Annotated in this window: 16 protein-coding genes; 4 read left to right on the top strand and 12 right to left on the bottom strand. The window is 70.7% G+C overall.

What is annotated here, in order from left to right; genetic code table 11:
- Window positions 1-88 precede the first annotated feature (88 nt).
- The gene (locus KF840_08550; GenBank protein ID MBX3024943.1) at window positions 89-1,471 is read right to left on the bottom strand and encodes a sulfatase; all 1,383 of its coding nucleotides are present in this window, start codon (window positions 1,469-1,471) and stop codon (window positions 89-91) included.
- A gap of 1,005 nt (window positions 1,472-2,476) precedes the next feature.
- On the opposite strand from KF840_08550, the gene KF840_08555 reads away from it, so the two are divergent.
- Window positions 2,477-2,809, top strand: a complete 333-nt coding sequence (locus KF840_08555; protein ID MBX3024944.1) for a hypothetical protein — start codon at window positions 2,477-2,479, stop codon at window positions 2,807-2,809.
- Between the two features lie 28 nt (window positions 2,810-2,837).
- A complete protein-coding gene (locus KF840_08560) occupies window positions 2,838-4,676 on the top strand; it encodes an SUMF1/EgtB/PvdO family nonheme iron enzyme (GenBank protein MBX3024945.1) in 1,839 nt (612 codons plus the stop codon).
- 285 nt (window positions 4,677-4,961) lie between these two features.
- Here the strand turns inward: KF840_08560 and KF840_08565 are convergent, their stop codons facing one another.
- The 5 genes from KF840_08565 to KF840_08585 form a co-directional block, all read right to left on the bottom strand.
- Window positions 4,962-5,372, bottom strand: a complete 411-nt coding sequence (locus KF840_08565) for a hypothetical protein (GenBank protein MBX3024946.1) — start codon at window positions 5,370-5,372, stop codon at window positions 4,962-4,964.
- 104 nt (window positions 5,373-5,476) lie between these two features.
- Complete coding sequence (locus KF840_08570) at window positions 5,477-5,758, bottom strand: hypothetical protein (protein MBX3024947.1); 282 nt, start codon at window positions 5,756-5,758, stop codon at window positions 5,477-5,479.
- 17 nt (window positions 5,759-5,775) lie between these two features.
- Complete coding sequence (locus tag KF840_08575) at window positions 5,776-6,840, bottom strand: zinc-binding dehydrogenase (GenBank protein ID MBX3024948.1); 1,065 nt, start codon at window positions 6,838-6,840, stop codon at window positions 5,776-5,778.
- 128 nt (window positions 6,841-6,968) lie between these two features.
- Window positions 6,969-7,295, bottom strand: coding sequence for a cupin domain-containing protein (locus KF840_08580; protein MBX3024949.1), 327 nt, complete (start codon window positions 7,293-7,295; stop codon window positions 6,969-6,971).
- 42 nt (window positions 7,296-7,337) lie between these two features.
- On the bottom strand, window positions 7,338-7,730 hold the full coding sequence (locus KF840_08585) for a hypothetical protein (GenBank protein ID MBX3024950.1): 393 nt from the start codon (window positions 7,728-7,730) through the stop codon (window positions 7,338-7,340).
- Between the two features lie 306 nt (window positions 7,731-8,036).
- Here KF840_08585 and KF840_08590 point away from each other — a divergent pair, with 306 nt between their 5' ends.
- Window positions 8,037-9,014 (top strand): GDP-L-fucose synthase, encoded by a 978-nt coding sequence (locus tag KF840_08590; GenBank protein MBX3024951.1) that lies wholly within the window; start codon window positions 8,037-8,039, stop codon window positions 9,012-9,014.
- Between the two features lie 289 nt (window positions 9,015-9,303).
- On the opposite strand, the gene KF840_08595 is transcribed toward KF840_08590, so the two are convergent.
- Window positions 9,304-10,323, bottom strand: a complete 1,020-nt coding sequence (locus KF840_08595) for a DUF2961 domain-containing protein (protein ID MBX3024952.1) — start codon at window positions 10,321-10,323, stop codon at window positions 9,304-9,306.
- 108 nt (window positions 10,324-10,431) lie between these two features.
- Between KF840_08595 and KF840_08600 the strand changes: the two genes are divergently transcribed.
- A complete protein-coding gene (locus tag KF840_08600; GenBank protein ID MBX3024953.1) occupies window positions 10,432-10,713 on the top strand; it encodes a hypothetical protein in 282 nt (93 codons plus the stop codon).
- Window positions 10,714-11,029: 316 nt separating this feature from the next.
- Here the strand turns inward: KF840_08600 and KF840_08605 are convergent, their stop codons facing one another.
- From KF840_08605 to KF840_08625, 5 genes are all read right to left on the bottom strand, one after another.
- Window positions 11,030-11,596 (bottom strand): DUF2961 domain-containing protein, encoded by a 567-nt coding sequence (locus KF840_08605; protein ID MBX3024954.1) that lies wholly within the window; start codon window positions 11,594-11,596, stop codon window positions 11,030-11,032.
- Between the two features lie 44 nt (window positions 11,597-11,640).
- Window positions 11,641-11,979, bottom strand: a complete 339-nt coding sequence (locus tag KF840_08610) for a hypothetical protein (GenBank protein MBX3024955.1) — start codon at window positions 11,977-11,979, stop codon at window positions 11,641-11,643.
- A gap of 714 nt (window positions 11,980-12,693) precedes the next feature.
- Complete coding sequence (locus KF840_08615) at window positions 12,694-13,560, bottom strand: transposase (GenBank protein ID MBX3024956.1); 867 nt, start codon at window positions 13,558-13,560, stop codon at window positions 12,694-12,696.
- 1,295 nt (window positions 13,561-14,855) lie between these two features.
- Window positions 14,856-15,557 carry a transposase gene (locus KF840_08620; protein MBX3024957.1) on the bottom strand — a complete coding sequence of 234 codons (702 nt, stop codon included), beginning with the start codon at window positions 15,555-15,557 and terminating at the stop codon, window positions 14,856-14,858.
- Entirely contained in the window at window positions 15,554-16,351 is a 798-nt protein-coding gene (locus KF840_08625; GenBank protein ID MBX3024958.1) for a transposase zinc-binding domain-containing protein, read from the bottom strand. The genes KF840_08620 and KF840_08625 overlap by 4 nt, the downstream gene beginning before the upstream one ends.
- Between the last annotated feature and the right edge of the window lie 276 nt (window positions 16,352-16,627).

A 16,627-nucleotide genomic window follows, 5' to 3' on the forward strand; every position in this document is an offset into this window, starting at 1 on the left:
CGAGGCCCCGCAACGCGACGACGCGGAGGTTCAGGGCCCATGGCTGCGCCGGCCGCGACTTGCGGCGGCGCTGCCCTAACCACTGGGCTCAGAACTCGTAGCCGAGGGCGCGCAGCGACTCCTTCGTCGCATCGTCGAGCGGTTCGCGGGGGCTGACACCGCCGGCTCGTCGGGCGAGCGTTCTGTTCGCATCGTCCAGCGCGGCGCCGAGAGACGCCGCGCTTGCTGCGAGGGCTGGCAGATCGGGCTGTTGCTCGTCGGGGTCCGCGGCGAGGTCGAACGCCCGGCGGGCGCCGTTGCGCTCGACGAGCAGTTTGCCCGAGTCGCGCACGATCCCCATGACGTGGAGGCGGTTGTCCATCGTGTCGCCGGTCTTGGGGTGAAGCTCCAGGACCACATCGGCCGCCGGCGGCGTCTGCCGCGGCCGTCCGAGCCAGGCCGCCAGCCGCGAGGCCAGGGACGCGCTCTGCAGCAGGGGGACGAGCGATCGCCCCTCGAATCGCGGTTCGGGGGGAAGCCCGAGCAGCTCGAGCAGGGTGGGCGCCACATCGACGAGCGACACGTTGTCGTCGACGCGGACGCCGCCCTGATAGCCAGGCGCGATCAGGATGAGCGGCACGCGAACGCTCTCCTCGAACAGCGCCTTGCCGTGCTCCGTGCCCGCGTGCTCGAAGAACTCCTCGCCGTGATCGGCGGTGATGATCACAACGGCGTGGTCGAGGCGGCCGCGGCGCTGCAGGTCGGCAAACAGCGTCCGGATCTCGGCATCGACGGTCGCGACTTCGCCGTCGTAGAGCAGCTCCCGGCCGCGGAAGTCCTCGTGCCGCAGCGCGGCGGCGCCCTGCGCCAGCACCTTTCTGCCGAGCGCGGCCTCCAGCACCTCCGGACGTTCGCCCCCCAACGACCGGCTGCGGAACGGCTCGGGCGGGTCGTAGGGGCTGTGTGGCTCCATGAACTGGAAGTACAGGAGCACTGGGTGGCGGCTGTCCGCCTGCGCCACGCCGTCCAGCCAGTCGAGCGCCTGGCCGCGCAGCTCGGCGGCGCTCAGGCCGCCGGGGGGCTTGGAGTCGGCGCGCCAGTACTGGAATCCCTGGGCGAATCCCCGTTGCTGCCGCACTTGAAAGTTGGCCGAGAAGCCGGCGGCCACATAGTGCCGCGACTGCATGGCCTCGGCGAAGGTGATCTCGTCATCGGCCAGGCGCGATCCGAAGCCTATGACGTGGTGCTGGGCGCTGTAGCGCGACGTCATGAGGGATGCCACGGACGGGAGCGTCCACGAGGAGACCGCGCGCGCGTTGACGAAGACCGTTCCGCGTGCGGCCAGTTCGTCGAGGAACGGCGTCAGACCGCGCTGATTGCCGTAGACGCCGAGGCGATCGGCGCGCAGCGTGTCGACGACGATGACCAGCACGTCGGGTGGCCTGCCGCCGCCACAGGACAATCCGGCGAGGGCGAGCAGCAGCAGAGCCATGCCAACTTTCACGCGCGGCCTCCGAACGCTTGCGGCATCGAAAAAGCGTAGAGGACCGTTCTGAGGTTTGCCAGCGTCGAGTGGCGCCGCGCGACGGGGTCGGTTGGCCGGGCCACAGGCTGCACGGTCAAATCCTGCCGGCCATGTGTGATCGGCGGCGCATGTGACGGAAAGAGATCAACGCGGCGGCGCGGAGACGCAGATCTCGAAGGAGAGATGCCGTTCAACGGCGGCCGAACCCCATTGGCGACCGCAGCCAGAGCCTCGTCTCTCTGCGACACTCCGCGCCTCTGGCGCGTGGGCGCGTCCGTATGAGCTGGCGATTTCACATAACTCATAGAGGTTTGCAGCAGTCGAGCGAGCCGCGCAAGTCCGCGAGGAGCCGCGGCGATCGCCGAGCGAGAACTGCTGCAAACCGGAGTTGAACTGAGCCGCGTTGGCAGGGAGGGCGCCGACCCTATGGGCAAAGAGGCGCGGGAGGGACTCTGAGGAGACGGTCGCTGCGGCGGTGGGGATGGTGCGCACGTGGCGGGAGAGTCCGCCGCTGGCGATCCGCGGCTCTGGATGGGACGGCGCCGGACGCGTCGCAGCCTCCCCGGACGCACGAGGGCGACGACCACGTGCGGTGACCTCGATGACGGCGGTGTTGAACAGGTGGGGTCATGCTGCATGCCCGCGGTCTGGTGGACCGCGATCGGCTTGAGGGCGCCCAATGCCGAGCCGCTGCCGGACCATTCGGCCCTGTGAGCAGTGCGGGCAGAGCGTGGGGTCGATACCGGTGAGTTGCTGCAGGTGATCGAGCCAGTCGAGTGCGCCGGCACCGCGGGGCACCGGTGTCGCGACGATGGTGCCAGGCTCCAAGAGCGCGCGTGCGCGCTCGAGCTGCGTCGTAGCGTTGCCGGCAGCGAGGAGGCCGTAGTGCCTCCACGCCGCAGGTGGCCCGCGTGGGAGAAGGGGTATACAGGAAGTTCAACGCACAGAGACCGAGAGGAGCCCGCAAAAGCGATGAACTTGGAGACGTTGTTGGCACAGAGCGCCGTGGCCCTGGCCGGTGGGACAGCGGCCGAGCTGTTGCACTGGTACGCGTTGTCCCGCCAGCCCGGTGGGATCGGGGAGTACAAGGCGGGAGCCATCTATTGGTTTACGACCGCCGGGATGATTCTCTTGGGCGGCATCATGCCCCTGCTGTACCTACAGGGTACGGCCTCGGCGTTGCTCTGCTTTCACTTGGGTGCGGCAACCCCGGTGATCGTGCAAAAGCTCGTCGCCAACCTTCCGACGGCGGTGGCCCACCAAGGCCGGGGCGAGGCAACTGTCCGCGCGTTCTTCCGGTGGTGACCCGTCCTTGACGAGCCGCTGGGCATCGATGGAAAAGCTCGGCCGCATCACCTTCGTCGCGCTATGCGGCGATCCGCCCGCTGACCAAATGCCGGACCGCATTCCGGATTCAGCCTCGGTCGCTCGGGCTGTCCGCGAAGCATTCGCACCGTTCCTCAAGCCAGACGGCGATGTTCTGGTACTCGACGGCGCGGGCATCGCCGAGCCACCAGCATCGGGATTGCACCTGGTCTACGCGTACGGTCACGCCTGGTTGGGCCGCGGTGGTCCTGAAACGGCAACGGGTTCCGGGTCGAATTCGGTCATCGAGGGCGCCGCGAATTTACTTGCGCGCATCGTGGCGGCCGGGGCGGCCGACCGTACCGTTCTCATCCTCGACTGCTGTCACGCCGCGGCATTCGACCCATTTCTCCTGCCTACCCGCACGCCGCGACTGGTCGTGTACGCGTCCGCCGCGGATGAGAAGGCCATTGCCCTCACGGGGGAGCGGGCCAGCCGGCTCAGCTTGGCACTGGCGGACGAGCTGTCCCGGCCGGGGGAGTCTGTCGACCTTGCCCGAGTGGTCGCCGCGGCGGCCGAGCATCTGGACAGGGACGGCGTGCTGCGCGGCCAGAGTGTGAGCTATCGCATGCACGGCTTGGGTGTGCGCTTGAGCCGCAACCGCGAGCCAGGGGAACGCCAGCGCCAGCGCACCGTGTCGATGATTCGCAGAGCCCTGATAGCGGCCGGCGGCGCCGTCGCGGTCGTGCTAGTCGCCCTGGGAAGCTGGTACTGGAGGCACGCGCTCGTCGAGGTCGATCTTGGCGGACTGCGCGACATTGCCGGCAACATTGAGCTGGTCGCCAGCGAGGAAGAGCCAGCGAGTAACGGCAGCCGGGTGTTCGCACAGCAAGCGGTTGCTGGGAACCGCGCGCGCCTCTGGGTGCCGGCATCGAACGTTCTGCTGCGGATTCACGCTGTCTACACGGATGGCGCCGAGAGAGCGCTTAGGTTTCATCTCACCCTTGAGCCGGGCTTCAACCCCTCGAGAAAATCACTGAGTCTGGCTGTGCCAGGCGGAGATGAGATCCGCGCGCACCCGGGGATGGCGTACGTACCCGCGACCACGTGGTTTCACGGGCGCGAGCGCGAGCCGCGCACGAGCAGCCGGCCGTTCTGGATCGATCTCCGACCGCCGACGGTTTCCGAGTACCTGAAAGTCGCCGCCGCGCTGCTGCGGAACGGCGAGCTGGATCGGGAAAACTCCTTCGTGTTGACGTGGCAGCAAAGGAGTGCAGCGGTTGATGCGGTGGGCCTCGGACAACTGCGTGGGCTCAACAAGGACCTCGGAGAGATCTTTGGGACGATCGAAGCGGGCACATCGCCGCGGGTCGGTGCGCCGGGGGACATCGTGGTCGGCTTGGGTCAGCTTCCGTGCCCAACCTGTCCCGCACCAATGACTTGGTTCGAGGCCGAGCTCTATTGCCGCAGCCGCCACATGCGCTTGCCGACGGACCTGGAGTGGGAGCTGGCGGTGCGCGGCGTCGATGGCCGTGTTTACCCATGGGGGAACCAGTTCGACGCGACCCGCGCTAACGTTCCCGGGCTACCCGACAAGGGCGAGCCACCGCCGGAGCTCAAGCCCGTCGATGCCTATCCGGGGGAGCGCAGCCCCTTTGGGCTTATCGATACCGTCGGCAACGCCGGCGATTGGGTGGTCAACGAAACCGGCGCCTATGAGCGCGTCTACATGGGAGCCACCTACCGCTACAACCAGGAGGACGCCACAGCCTTCCGTCTGCTCCCGGTAACGGACTCCGACTATTTGGTTCGCGAAATCACCGCGCGCTGCGTCGCGGAAGTCATAGAAGGCCCTCGGGTCCAATAGGCGCGTAGTCCGTATGAGCTGGCGATTTCACATCACCGCCAGTATCAGACGTTGGCGACCGGTAGCCCCGAGGGGGCGGCATAACGCACGGCCCGCGCCACTGGCAAGGAAGAAGTTGGTCCATCAGAGCCACAGAGCCACAGCGGCGGGCGCGTCTGGGCGCACGGGGGCGACGACGCGACGCCGGGAGCGCGCCAGGGGTGGCGGAGTCAGCTCGGGTCCGCGGACAGCCAGCTCGGGTGAGCTGGGGGCAGCGGCGGTGGCGGCTGCGGGGGCAATCCGGCCTCATGGCTCGCGCCGGTGCCGGAACGAGGCGCCGCGCCAGGCCTCGATGCAGACGAACTGGATGTGCCCCGCTCGCCGGCGGGTGATCGGGCAGAGGGTGAAGTGGGCCCACGCCTCGGTGTCGAAGCGATCGTGCGGGTCGAAGCGCGCCATCTCGGCTACGAACGCGGGCGGCAGCAGGTCGTCGTGCACGCCCAGCAACCGCTTGCTGCCGACCGGCCAGATGCGCGCGCTCGGCGCCCCGTTCCAGAACGACAGCCGGCCGCGCAGCTCGAAGCACGGGCCGACGACGTCAGGGCGCCCGGCGCAGACGTAGTCGGGGCGCGCCGCCTCCGCCGCGGCGACGGCGCCCAGCCCGATCGCGAGGGCGAGGCTTGCCAGCATCGCGATGACGCGCGCGCGCCGCGTCACGATCCGCGCAATCCTTCTGACATCCGCGTAATCCGCGGTGGCCGGGAGTGCGCCGCGAGCGTCCTCAGCTCGTCGCCAAGAGCAGCTCCTCCGCGCTGGGGGCGTCACTGGCAACCGTGGAGGCCGTTCGCAACCGCCTCGACCACCCTGGTGATCGCGGACACCAGCTCGTTGGTAGACACCTGCCCGTCGCCATCTGCATCGAGGCCCAGGCAGGGATCGGGCGGCGCACAGAGCTCGGGCTCGAACGGACAGGGTACCGCCAGGACCGCCTTGACCAGTCGAACCAACTCGTCGATCCGGACCAGGCCGTCTCCGTCGCAATCCCCGGAACAGCGCGCGGATGCCGACAACGACGACGGAAGGGCAAGGACGACGAAGAACACCACCCGTGCGCACAGTCTCATTTGTCTGTGTCCCGCGCAGATCCGTCGCACACGAGCACGATCTTGCCGGTGATGCCTCCCTTGCCGAGCAGCTCGTGCGCGGCTCGTGCCTCGGCCAGCGGGAATCGCCGCGCGACGAGCGGCTTGATCCGCTGCTGTCGCAGGAGGTCGAACAGCGCCGTCAGATCCTGTCGGAACAGCGCCGGTCGCACCCGCTTGAGCCACTGGATGCTGTAGGGGACCACCCGCTTCCGTCCCGGGAGCAGCCAGCCGCCGGCAATGTACAACGCGAAGATGGCGATGCCGCGAAAGCGCTGACGGCGCCCCGGGCGGCCGGACGCCAACCGCCCCTCGCGGAGCCAGGAGGTGAGGCCATAGGCCACCACCCTCCCACCGGGACGCAGCGCCCCGCGGGAGCGCCAGATGTGGGTGCTGCCGATGCCGTCGAAGACGACGTCGACCCCGTCGCCCGTGCGCTCGCGGATCTCTTTCACGAAGTCCTGCTGCTGGTAGTCGATCGGGATGCCGCCGAGGTCGACCACCGCCGACGCCCCGCGCGCCGAACAGGTCCCGTACATCTCCAGCTCGGCGAGGCGCCCGAGCTGCAGCAGCGCCGAGCCGACCCCGCCGGCGGCGCCGTGAATCAACGCCCGCTGGCCCGCGCGCACCTGCGCGGAGTGGTGCAGCATCTGGTACGCCGTCACGTAGTTCAGGATGAGGCTCACCGCCTCGGCCGGATCCAACCCGGACGGCACCGGCACCAGCTCACGCAGCGGCAGGCAGACGAGCTCCGCGTACGCGCCGTGGATCGGCAGCGCGGCCACCATCGCGCCGGGCTCGATCCCGGCGACACCGGCGCCGAGCCGCTCCACCACGCCCACCAGGTCCCACCCCGGAGTGAAGGGCACCGCGGGCGTCTCGGGATGAATCCCCTCGCGCATCATCAGGTCGGGCAGGGAGACCCCCGCGGCGAGCACCCGAACCCGCACCTCGCCGTCCCTGGGTTCGGGGCACTCCTCCTCGCGCACCTCCAGCGCGCCCGGCCCGCCGTAGTGGGTGGCAACGATGCGCGTGTGTTTCACCGATCCGATCCTCGCCGCCCGGCGTTCGACCTCGCGCGGCTCAACGCGAGTGGTAGCCGCGCGGGTCGCTCCTCGCCAGCGCCTGTTCTCGGTTCGGTGGCACCACCTGCATCGGCGGCAGCGCTTGGTTATGTGGCGGCCGACCGTAGATAGGGAAGGCCAGCCGTCTTGATATAGAGCGTGCATCCATCGGCTGATCGCGGATGATGCTGGGAGCCGACCGGCAGACGCATCCAGCACCCGGCGGAGTAGGTACCAGCTTCATCGGCGAACCCGCCCTCGAGGACGAACAACTCGGCGCCTCGGTCGTAGCTGATCGGACCCGGGTCCGTTTGCGGGTCCCAACGCTCGAGGCGCATCGTGTCGTGGAACCCCGCCTGCTGGTAGAGCGCCTTCTGGGTGACGCCCGCCATCGCACTCGGTTGCCAGGCGAGCGCATGGGTGTCGATCACCACGTGTCGCGGCGCGCGTAGTCCGTATGAGCTGGCGATTTCACATCACCGCCAGTATCGGACGTTGGCGACCGGTAGCCCCGGCAGCGATTTGTAGGCCGCCGATTGCACCGTGCCCCAGTCGATGACCAGGCGGAGCAGATCGGCCTCGTCGACCTCGCGGTCGAGCGGGACGGGGGTCGCCGGCGTCCCGCCCAGGTGCAGCACGAAGAGCGCGAGCTTGTCGGCCACCCGGCTCATCAGCTCCGCCGCCCGCGCCTGCGACCGCTCCTCGCTGGGATACGGAGGGACCGGCGGCCGATACGGCGTCGGCCGGAACAGCCGCCGCCGGCCGTAGTACAAGGCGCGCAGGTTGAGGTGTTCGAACAACGTCTCGTTGTCCACCGCCACGTTGCGCAGACCATTCACGATCATTCTGAGCATCAGCTCGTTCGCCATGGTCCCTCCTTGCGCGGCTGTCTATCAGATTCGGACCAGCGCGTGTTACTCGATGCAGGACGCCAGCGCGTGCGCTTCCGCATGGCGAAGATGAGAGGATGCCTCATCTCGCGCGCCGATACGGCGCGTGCGGAGCGCGCCCCACGGACGACTCAGCGGCGATCGCGAATGTCGCGCTGCGCCCACGAGGCGGACGAAGGACAAAGGGACGAACGACAAAGGACCGAGGAGTCCAGCTGACAGCTGACAGGTGCGCGCACGCACGCGGCTTTTGAAAGCGGGGACATTCCGGGTAGCGTCGCGCCCGTGAGCTGGTGGCGTGACAAGCGGGTGCTGGTGAGCGGCGGCGCGGGCTTTCTCGGTTCGCACGTCGTCGACGCGCTGCGGGCGCGCGGCGCGGCGGAGATCGTCGTTCCGCGCAGCCGCGACTACGACCTGCGTGATCGCGCGGCGACGCACCGCCTGCTGGCCGATTGCGGCGCGCCACGCCCCGTCGATCTCGTCATCCACCTCGCCGCCCGCGTCGGCGGCATCGGCGTCAACCGCGCCCGACCGGCGGAGTTCTTCCACGACAACCTGGTGATGGGCACGCAGCTGCTCGACGAAGCCTGGCGCGCCGGGGTCGGCAAGTTCGTCGCCGTCGGCACGGTGTGCAGCTATCCGAAGCTGACGCCGGTGCCGTTCCGCGAGGCGGCGCTGTGGGATGGCTATCCCGAGGAGACCAATGCGCCGTACGGCCTGGCGAAGAAGATGCTGCTCGTGCAGGCGCAGGCCTATCGCGCCCAGTACGGCTTCAACGCCATCTTTCTGCTGCCGGTGAACCTGTACGGGCCGCGCGACAACTTCGACCCGGCGTCGTCGCACGTGATCCCGGCGCTGATCCGCAAGGCGTGGGACGCCCGACGCGCGGCCGCGCGCGGCGAGCGGCCGGTGATTCGCGTGTGGGGCAGCGGCACGGCAACGCGGGAATTCCTCTACGTCGCGGACGCGGCCGAGGCGATCGTCCGCGCCGCCGAGCGCTACGACCAGGCCGAGCCGGTCAACATCGGCTGCGGCGCCGAGATCTCGATCGGCGACCTGACGCGACAGATCATGGCGCTGGTCGGCGTCGAGGCCGAGATCGTCTGGGACCGCGAGCGGCCCGACGGCCAGCCGCGGCGTTGCCTCGATGTCTCGCGCGCCGACGAGCACTTCGGCTTCCGCGCCCGCACCTCGCTCGTCGAGGGTCTGCGGCGCACGATCGAGTGGTGGGAAGCGGAGCAGCGCAGCGCCCCCGAAGCCTGACCGCGGCGGCGCGCCCGGCCAGTATCTCCGGCAGGCTCGCCCCTATCATGTCCCGCTCTAAGATCGTGGTTGGTCCATTTGCCTCTCGCGGTTCGCCCGTTCTGGCGCTAGCTGGTCTGGCCAGGTGCACACCAACTTCCAACCACCCAACCGGTTCTGAGCTGACGACTGCGACGCAGCGACAGCGAGCAACCTGACGACCCGGGCTCATGCACGCTCGTGGCAGCGTCGAGCGGGGCGACGGCATGACCTCACGGGCGGACGCGCGCGCTCCGAGCACCGACCTTCACTACGGCAGGCGCCGGCCGTACCAGTACGCGACCGAGCGGAACTCGAGCGGCGGGACCTCGGCCGCGCGCGCCGCGCGCGCCGCGCCGGCGGCGCCGAGGGACAGGCGAAGGCTGCGCTCGAAGGGCACGGGATCGTCGGCGTGGAACCGGTACATCGCGTACTCGCCGGCGGGATTGAAGCCGCCGCCTTCCAGCGTCGGCGAGCCGCCGTGCGGACGCATGCAGGTGACGCCGAAGCGCTCCCGACTCAGCCGGCGGCGGAATCCCCACGCGAGGCAGAAGTAGTCCTCCACCCCGGTCCCGACGAGCGGCTGCGTATCGTCGATGGCGAAGAACTCGGCCGGCTCGTGCCAGCGATGTGTCGCCTCGCGATTGTGCACGTAGAGGCCGACGCCGACGTACTGGCCCTCGACGTCGCGGGCGTCGAGCAGGACCAGCGGCCCGCGGTGCGATCGCTTGTGCGTGTACGTCGCGTGGAAATGGAGCACGGGCGGCTCGAGGTCGGCGCGCTCCAGCCAGTCGAAGCTGGCGATCAGCCGCACCGGGAACGGGTTGCGGTTCACGAACGAGATCTTGGCCTGCTGCGCGAACGGCATCGGCGCGAAGCAGTTCAGAGCCGCCTGATACGGCGGCGCGTCGAGGGGCGGAATCCGCACCGATTGGAAGTAGCGACAGTCGACGTCTTCCAGGTCGCCGTGCCCGCAGAGAAAGAAGTCGGCAACGGGCGCGCTGACCTGCACGACGTCGGCGTCGTCGAAGGCGATGTGGAGCCAGATGTTCTGGTAGAGGCTGCGGTGCGCGCACAGCGCCGCCATCGCCTCGGCGGCCGTGCCGGCGGCGTTGAACACGCACCAGATGCGCCGCAGGACGCCGGCGCCGCTGAGCGTGAGGTCGCGTGATTGTCCCGGTGCGAGCGCAACCCACTTGCCCTGGCGCTCGCAGATCTGCGCCCGGCGGACCCGCCCCCCTGCTCGGCGGAAGACCGCGTCCGGGTCGCTGGGTGCGGAGGGGCGGCGCATCGGTCGTCTGGTCGGCTGGCGGCGGCGGCAAATATGGAGCAGGCGGTCGCGAACCTCAATGCGTGCGCGCGCTCGTGCCGCGCCGGCGAGCGGGCTAGGAAGGCGGCAATGGCGGAGACGGAGCGCGCCCACTGGCTGGTGCTCACCACGATCAACCAACCGAGCGACGGCATCGGCGAGTTGATCACGCGGCTCGGCGACGACTGGGGCGTGGTGGTGGTCGGCGACGTCAGGACGCCGCCCAGCTGGTGCGACTGGCCGGTCGAATTCCTGTCGCTGGAGCGCCAGCGCGAGCTCTTTGGCGCCTTCGCCGCCGACGCGCGGACGCACCACTATGCGCGCAAGAACTTCGGCTACCTCTACGCGCACGCACGCGGCGCCGGCGCGTAGTCCGTATGAGCTGGCGATTTCACATCACCGCCAGTATCGGACGTTGGCGACCGGTAGCCCCGAGGGGGCGGCATCACGCACGGCCCGCGCCACTGGCAAGGAAGAAGTTGGTCCATCAGAGCCACAGAGCCACAGCGGCGGGCGCGTCTGGGCGCACGGGGGCGACGGCGCGCCCCGAGGGGGCGGCATCACGCACGGCCCGCGCCACTGGCAAGGAAGAAGTTGGTCCATCAGAGCCACAGAGCCACAGCGGCGGGCGCGTCTGGGCGCACGGGGGCGACGACGCGACGCCGGGAGCGCGCCAGGGGTGGCGGAGTCAGCTCGGGTCCGCGGACAGGCAGCTCGGGTGAGCTGGGGGCAGCGGCGGTGGCGGCTGCAGGGGCAATCCGAGGTGCGCCAGGATGCGGGCGATCACGCGCGGGTCGGCGATGGTCGCCACCAGGCGCAGGCGCCCGCCGCAGGCCGCGCAGGCCAGGACGTCGAGGCCGAAGCTGCGGCGGCGAAGGCTGCGCTCGAAGGGCACGGGATCGTCGGCGTGGAACCGGTACATCGCGTACTCGCCGGCGGGATTGAAGCCGCCGCCTTCCAGCGTCGGCGAGCCGCCGTGCGGACGCATGCAGGTGACGCCGAAGCGCTCCCGACTCAGCCGGCGGCGGAATCCCCACGCGAGGCAGAAGTAGTCCTCCACCCCGGTCCCGACGAGCGGCTGCGTATCGTCGATGGCGAAGAACTCGGCCGGCTCGTGCCAGCGATGTGTCGCCTCGCGATTATTGCACAATAGGCCGACGCCGGCATTGCTGGCCCTCAGCGTCGCGGGCGTCGAGCGGACCAGCGGCCCGCCAGTGCGATCGCTTTGCGTGTACGTCGCGTGGAAATGGAGCACGGGCGGCTGCGAGGTCCGGCGCGCTCCAGCCAGTCAGCTGGCGATCAGCCGCACCGGGGAACGGGTTGCGGTTCTGAGTGCGAGATCTTGGCCTGCTGCGCGAACGGCATCGGCGCGAAGCGGTTCAGAGCCGCCTGATACGGCGCGTCGAGGGCAGGTCCGCACCGATTGGAAGTAGCGACAGTCGGCGCGACTTCCAGGTCGCCGTGCCCGCAGAGAAGAAGTCGGCAACGGGCGCTGACCTGCACGACGTCGGCGTCGTCGAAACGATGTGGAGCCAGATGTTTGTTCTGGTAGAGGCTGCGGTGCGCTAGCGCCATCGCCTCGGCGGCCGTGCCGGCGGCGTTCGGAACGCACACCAGATGCGCCGCAGGGGCAACCATGAGCTGTGAGGTGCGTCGGTGTCCCGGTGCGAGCGCAACCCACTTGCCCTGGCGCTCGCAGATCTGCGCCCGGCGGACCCGCCCCCCTGCTCGGCGGAAGACCGCGTCCGGGTCGCTGGGTGCGGAGGGGCGGCGCATCGGTCGTCTGGTCGGCTGGCGGCGGCGGCAAGCGCGTAGTCCGTATGAGCTGGCGATTTCACATCACCGCCAGTATCGGAGCCGATTTTGCGGTGACCATTCGCGAAACAAAAAACGGGATATTTTATACGGACCGACTTTCAGGTGTGAAACGTTCGCGCGTAGTCCGTATGAGCTGGCGATTTCACATCACCGCCAGTATCGGACGTTGGCGACCGGTAGCCCCGAGGGGGCGGCATCACGCACGGCCCGCGCCACTGGCAAGGAAGAAGTTGGTCCATCAGAGCCACAGAGCCACAGCGGCGGGCGCGTCTGGGCGCACGGGGGCGACGGCGCGCCCCGAGGGGGCGGCATCACGCACGGCCCGCGCCACTGGCAAGGAAGAAGTTGGTCCATCAGAGCCACAGAGCCACAGCGGCGGGCGCGTCTGGGCGCACGGGGGCGACGACGCGACGCCGGGAGCGCGCCAGGGGTGGCGGAGTCAGCTCGGGTCCGCGGACAGGCAGCTCGGGTGAGCTGAGGCAGCAGCGGTACTGGCGGCTGCAGGGCAATCCGGGTGCGCCAGGATACGGGCGATCACGCGCAGGTCGACGATGGTCGCCACCAGGCGCAGGCGCCCACCGCAGGCCGCGCAGGCCGAACGTCGAGGCCGAAGCTGCGGCTGGGAACCGGCCCAGGCGACGTGGCGCGGACGGACGTACCGCCCCGCCGGGGGCGAACGCGGCGCGGCGGGCAGGGCAGGATCAGCAGGGGAGGCAGGCGAGCGCGGCGGCGGCCGGCAGGCCGGTCGGCAGCGCCGGTGCCGGCGCAAGCGCACGCGGCAGGGGGGACTGGCGTGGCCGTGGCCGGGCGACCCGCCAGCAGCCGCGGGCGGCAAACAAATGGTAGGAGAGGGAGATGGGCCGCGCGGCCGCCCCTTTCCAGCGCCGCCAGCCTCTCGAGCAGTTCGGTGGGCGCGAAGCGGATGGCCTGCGTGCCGTCGCGCCACGGCCGCCGCAGCCGCAGCACGACCTGCCCCGCCGCGGTCAGCTCCAGCGCCTCCTGCGCCACCGGCGGCCGCAGCACGTAGCGGCACAGCCGCTCGAGGCGGCGCCGATCGCCGGCGCGCACCGCGGCGTCGGCGTGCAGGTCGAACCCCTCGCGGTGCGCGTGCCGCGGTCCGGCACTGCTCACCGCGGGCGCGGCGGCGCCGGCGCCCAGCCGCAGCACCCGGTGACCGGCGCGCGGGCCGGTGGCCACCCGCCCGACCACCGCGGCGGCGGTGAGCGCCGCCAGCGCCGGTTCCGCCAGCGCCAGGCGGTCGGCGGCGCCGGCGTCCGCGTGATCGTCATCGAGCCCCAGGCCGCGGCGCCGCGCCAGGCGCCGGATCCGCCGCCGCACCGCCGCCAGCAGGCGGCCCACCTCCAGATCGGTGGGCGGCCGCGCCGCCGGCTCGAAGCGCACCGCGGCGGCACCAGCGCCGCCAGCCTGCGACCCCGGCGTCCGCTCATCTCCCCACCTCCGTTGAGCCCCGTAGCACATCATCGCGAGAAGAGAGAATAGTTCGTAGCTGGGTGACCGTTGGGTGACTCGTTAGGGACCCTATCGCGGCGCGTTGCAGCAGACTGGATTGGGCGCTTCGCAATTTTGGCCTTGCCGGAAGCGACTGCGCAGCGGTAAAGGAACTGCGGAGGGGAAACGAATGTCCGCGAAGGGGTTGGTCTTCTTGCCAACTCTGAGGCTCGTCCTCACACGATCGCTGCTCTTGGCGGCGGTCGTTAGTGGGCTTTCCCTTGGCAGCCGTGCCTGGGCTCAGTGTGCCGGCGACTGCAACGCGGACAGCGGTGTCACGATCGATGAGCTGCTCGTAGGCGTCCAGATCAGTCTCGACCTTCGGGCCGCCAGTGACTGCCCCGCGCTGGATGACGATGGCGACGGGTCCGTGACGATCTCGGAGTTGGTGCGCGCCGTTGATGCTGCCTTGAATGGATGTGCCTCGGCGATCACGCCAACAGCACAGCCAACAGGAACGGCCGCGACCGCTACGATCCCTGTCACGCCGTCGACGACACCTACATCAGGCGCCGGCTTCAAGATCGACGGATGTGTCAACGAGTTCCCTGGCGAACCGTGCGGGCAGAATTTCGCCACCGTTCGCCTGGATCCCCTCGGCCTGACCTCGATGATCGGGTCCGACCTCCGATTCCATTTCACCAACATCCCGCCGGGTTCTTACGTGCTGAGCGTCCTCCAGCAATGCAACCCATTCGGCTGTTGGGAAGATGTACCCGTAACCGTCACAGACCAGGATGTGTTCGTACACATTGACTTGACGGCCAATCCTACTCCGACCCGCCCGACAGCAACGCCGACTGCAACTGGAACCGCGCTCCCGTCAACGACTCACACATCGACGCCGTCGACGACACCTACATGCGCGTAGTCCGTATGAGCTGGCGATTTCACATCACCGCCAGTATCGGACGTTGGCGACCGGTAGCCCCGAGGGGGCGGCATCACGCACGGCCCGCGCCACTGGCAAGGAAGAAGTTGGTCCATCAGAGCCACAGAGCCACAGCGGCGGGCGCGTCTGGGCGCACGGGGGCGACGGCGCGCCCCGAGGGGGCGGCATCACGCACGGCCCGCGCCACTGGCAAGGAAGAAGTTGGTCCATCAGAGCCACAGAGCCACAGCGGCGGGCGCGTCTGGGCGCACGGGGGCGACGACGCGACGCCGGGAGCGCGCCAGGGGTGGCGGAGTCAGCTCGGGTCCGCGGACAGGCAGCTCGGGTGAGCTGGGGGCAGCGGCGGTGGCGGCTGCAGGGGCAATCCGAGGTGCGCCAGGATGCGGGCGATCACGCGCGGGTCGGCGATGGTCGCCACCAGGCGCAGGCGCCCGCCGCAGGCCGCGCAGGCCAGGACGTCGAGGCCGAAGCTGCGGCGCAGGAGCTCGGCCCAGGCGACGTGGCGCGGACGGACATACCCCGCCCCCGCCGGGGGCGGGCGCGGCGCGGCGGGCGGGGCGGGATCAGCGGGGGAGGCGGGCGAGCGCGGCGGCGCCGGCGGCAGGCCCGGCTCGGTCGGCGGCGCCGGTGCCGGCGCGAGCGCGGCGGGGGGGACTGGCGTGGCCGTGGCCCGGGCGACCCGCCAGCAGCCGCGGGCGGCGAACGCGCCGTGGTAGAGGAGGAGATGGGCGCGCGGCCGCGGCACCAGCGCCGCCAGCCTCTCGAGCAGTTCGGTGGGCGCGAAGCGGATGGCCTGCGTGCCGTCGCGCCACGGCCGCCGCAGCCGCAGCACGACCTGCCCCGCCGCGGTCAGCTCCAGCGCCTCCTGCGCCACCGGCGGCCGCAGCACGTAGCGGCACAGCCGCTCGAGGCGGCGCCGATCGCCGGCGCGCACCGCGGTGTCGGCGTGCAGGTCGAACCCCTCGCGGTGCGCGTGCCGCGGTCCGGCACTGCTCACCGCGGGCGCGGCGGCGCCGGCGCCCAGCCACGCAGCACCCGGTGACCGGCGCGCGGGCCGGTGGCCACCCGCCCGACCACCGCGGCGGCGGTGAGCGCCGCCAGCGCCGGTTCCGCCAGCGCCAGGCGGTCGGCGGCGCCGGCGTCCGCGTGATCGTCATCGAGCCCCAGGCCGCGGCGCCGCGCCAGGCGCCGGATCCGCCGCCGCACCGCCGCCAGCAGGCGGCCCACCTCCAGATCGGTGGGCGGCCGCGCCGCCGGCTCGAAGCGCACCGCGCCGTCGGGCGCGGTGGCGAACACGCCCTCGGCCACCAGGGTGTGGAAGTGAACGTTGGTGTTGAGCGCCGAGCCGCAGCGCTGGATGGCGGTGATGGCGCCGGCGCGGCCCTCCACCCCGCGGGCCCGCGCCCGGCGGCGCTCGAAAGCGAGCACGGCGCGCACGAACACCGCCAGCACGGCGCGGCACAGCGGCGGGTCGTAGGCCAGCGCGTAGCGCAGCCGGTGCGGCAGGGTCAGCACCCACTGGCGCACCGGCAGGTCGCCGAGCACGCCGTCCACCAGATGCGCGGCGAGGCTCGCCATGCGCCGGCCGCAACACGAGGGGCAGAACCCCCGGCCCTTGCACGAGAAGGCGACCAGGATCTCCTGGCCGCAGCCGCCACAGCGGAAGCGGGCGAAGCCGCTGGCCATGACGCCGCAGCCGAGGAAGGCGCGCAGCTCGCGCTCGACGAAGGCCGGCAGCCCGGCGCCGTCGCCCCGCTGGCGCACCGCGGCGAGGAAGGTCTCCAGATGCACGCACCACCTGCTGCAGGACGCCGGGCTCGGGATGGCGGCGCACGCAGATCCGCCGGCCGCGGCCGGGCGGCGGCCGGCGGGAGGATGGCTGCCGGGACAATGAGCGCTCTCCGCGCGGGATCGCCATGGGAGGCCGGGCGGGGGCGATTCGCCGCCCGCCATCCATGATGGGGTACAACGCGGCCAACGACGGATGGCTCGGGGGCAACGACTGCAACGTTCGCCTTCTCGAGCCCGACCATCCGCCTTGGCAATGGCGGTGCGGGCGGCATTGAG

The organism is bacterium, from assembly GCA_019637795.1.
GTDB lineage: Bacteria > Desulfobacterota > Binatia > HRBIN30 > CADEER01 > JAHBUY01.

Excerpts from the sequence above, each read along its gene's own strand:
- KF840_08550 (MBX3024943.1), bottom strand. The coding sequence starts at position 1,471 with ATGGCTCTGCTGCTGCTCGCCCTCGCCGGATTGTCCTGTGGCGGCGGC.
- KF840_08555 (MBX3024944.1), top strand. The coding sequence starts at position 2,477 with ATGAACTTGGAGACGTTGTTGGCACAGAGCGCCGTGGCCCTGGCCGGT.
- KF840_08560 (MBX3024945.1), top strand. The coding sequence starts at position 2,838 with ATGGAAAAGCTCGGCCGCATCACCTTCGTCGCGCTATGCGGCGATCCG.
- KF840_08585 (MBX3024950.1), bottom strand. The coding sequence starts at position 7,730 with ATGGCGAACGAGCTGATGCTCAGAATGATCGTGAATGGTCTGCGCAAC.
- KF840_08595 (MBX3024952.1), bottom strand. The coding sequence starts at position 10,323 with ATGCGCCGCCCCTCCGCACCCAGCGACCCGGACGCGGTCTTCCGCCGA.
- KF840_08600 (MBX3024953.1), top strand. The coding sequence starts at position 10,432 with ATGGCGGAGACGGAGCGCGCCCACTGGCTGGTGCTCACCACGATCAAC.
- KF840_08610 (MBX3024955.1), bottom strand. The coding sequence starts at position 11,979 with ATGGTTGCCCCTGCGGCGCATCTGGTGTGCGTTCCGAACGCCGCCGGC.